We start from the raw sequence: 1,842 nt of genomic DNA on the forward strand, positions 1-1,842 counted from the left end.
CGTGAAACAGCACAGCGAGCAGTGCTCGCTGTGCTGTTTCACCCAAATCGACCCGTAATGTAATCCTCGGTCTTCGACTCTTTGGGCTTGGTGAACACCTGGCTGGTTTCACCGAACTCGACCAGTTCGCCGAGGTACATGAAAGCCGTGAAATCGGCGACTCGCGCGGCCTGCTGCAAGATGTGGGTGACGATGCAGATCGTGTAATCGCTCTTCAGCTGATAGATCAGTTCTTCGACCTTGGCAGTGGCGATCGGATCGAGCGCCGACGTCGGCTCATCGAGCAGCAGCACCTCCGGGCGCACGGCGATCGAGCGGGCGATGCATAGGCGCTGCTGCTGGCCGCCGGAGAGACCGAGGCCGCTCTGGTTCAGCTTGTCCTTCACCTCGTCCCACAGCGCGCCACGCTTCAGCGCGGTTTCGACGCGATCGTCGAGCTCGGACTTCGGCACCTTTTCGTACAGGCGAATGCCGAAGGCGATGTTGTCGTAGATCGACATCGGGAACGGCGTCGGCTTCTGGAAGACCATGCCGATGCGCGCGCGCAGCAGGTTCAGATCCTGTTTCGGGTCGAGCAGGTTCTTGCCTTCGAACAGGATTTCTCCCTCCGCCCGCTGCTTCGGGTAGAGGTCGTACATGCGGTTGAAGATGCGCAGCAGGGTCGACTTGCCGCAGCCGGAAGGGCCGATCAGCGCGGTGACCTTCTTGTCGTAGATCGGCATCGAAATCGACTTCAGCGCCCGGTAGTCGCCGTAGTAGAAATTGACGTCGCGCACCGAGACCTTCTCGTTCATCGGCAGCTTGGGCGCATTGGTATCGCGCGGCGTCAGATACGGCCTCTGCGTCGAAATCTGAGCGGAGTTTGCTTCGGTCATGGCGTCAGTTCTTCTTCGTGTTCTGGGTCGACAGCGCGCGGGCACCGATGTTCAGGATCAGTACCGTCATCGTGATCAGCAGCGCTGCCGTCCAGGCCAGCTGCTGCCACTCAGGATAGGGACTCAGTGCGAACTGGAAGATGACAACCGGCAGATTGGCCATCGGGGCGTTCATGTCGGTGGACATGAACTGGTTGTTGAGGGCGGTGAACAGCAGCGGCGCGGTCTCGCCGGTGACACGGGCAATGGCGAGCAGCACGCCGGTCACCATGCCGGCCTTGGCGGCGCGATAGCAGACCTTGGAAATCACCAGCCAGCGCGGCGAACCGAGCGCAGCAGCCGCTTCACGCAGGCCATCCGGCACCAGCAGCAGCATGTCCTCGGTGGTACGTACCACCACCGGCAGCACCAGCAGCGCCAGCGCGACACCGCCGGCCCAGGCCGAGAAGTGCCCCATGGTCACCACCATGACTTCATAGACGAACAGGCCGATGACGATCGACGGCGCCGACAGCAGGATGTCGTTGATGAAGCGGACGATCGTGGTCAGCCAGGTGTTGCGTCCGTACTCGGCCATGTAGGTGCCGGCGAGGATGCCGATCGGCGTGCCCAGCGCGGTGCCGAGCAGAGTCATCACCACGCTGCCGAAGATCGCATTGAGGATGCCGCCGGCACTGCCAGGTGGTGGCGTGTTCTCGGTGAACACCGCGAGATTGAGACCACCGACGCCGCGGTACACCAGGGTACCGAGGATCAGCAGCAGCACGAACATGCCGGAGACTGCGGCCGCCCAGGACAGCACCATCAGCAGGCGGCTGACGAAGCGGCGACGGTTGTACATCGCCATGTTGAACGCCATTTTGTCGGGTTGGGGCTGCATGGCGGCTTATCCGGCTTTCTGCTTGAGGCGATAGAGCATGTAGCGAGCGATCGCCAGCACGATGAAGGTGATCACGAACAGCAGCAG

At 62.0% G+C, this 1,842-nt stretch carries 2 protein-coding genes; both read right to left on the reverse strand.

Going from position 1 to position 1,842, the window contains the following annotated elements; genetic code table 11:
- Window positions 1-38: 38 nt before the first annotated feature.
- Window positions 39-794, reverse strand: coding sequence for a phosphate ABC transporter ATP-binding protein PstB (pstB, locus tag QZY06_RS17115; RefSeq protein WP_367275667.1), 756 nt, complete (start codon window positions 792-794; stop codon window positions 39-41).
- An 85-nt stretch (window positions 795-879) separates the two neighbouring features.
- Window positions 880-1,734 (reverse strand): phosphate ABC transporter permease PstA, encoded by an 855-nt coding sequence (gene pstA / locus QZY06_RS17120; protein ID WP_367275668.1) that lies wholly within the window; start codon window positions 1,732-1,734, stop codon window positions 880-882.
- Window positions 1,735-1,842: the final 108 nt, after the last annotated feature.

It is taken from the genome of uncultured Nevskia sp. (assembly GCF_903885465.1).
GTDB lineage: Bacteria > Pseudomonadota > Gammaproteobacteria > Nevskiales > Nevskiaceae > Nevskia.

Bases quoted from the DNA above. Each gene is read 5' to 3' on its own strand.
- pstB (WP_367275667.1), bottom strand. From the start codon at position 794: ATGAACGAGAAGGTCTCGGTGCGCGACGTCAATTTCTACTACGGCGAC.
- pstA (WP_367275668.1), bottom strand. From the start codon at position 1,734: ATGGCGTTCAACATGGCGATGTACAACCGTCGCCGCTTCGTCAGCCGC.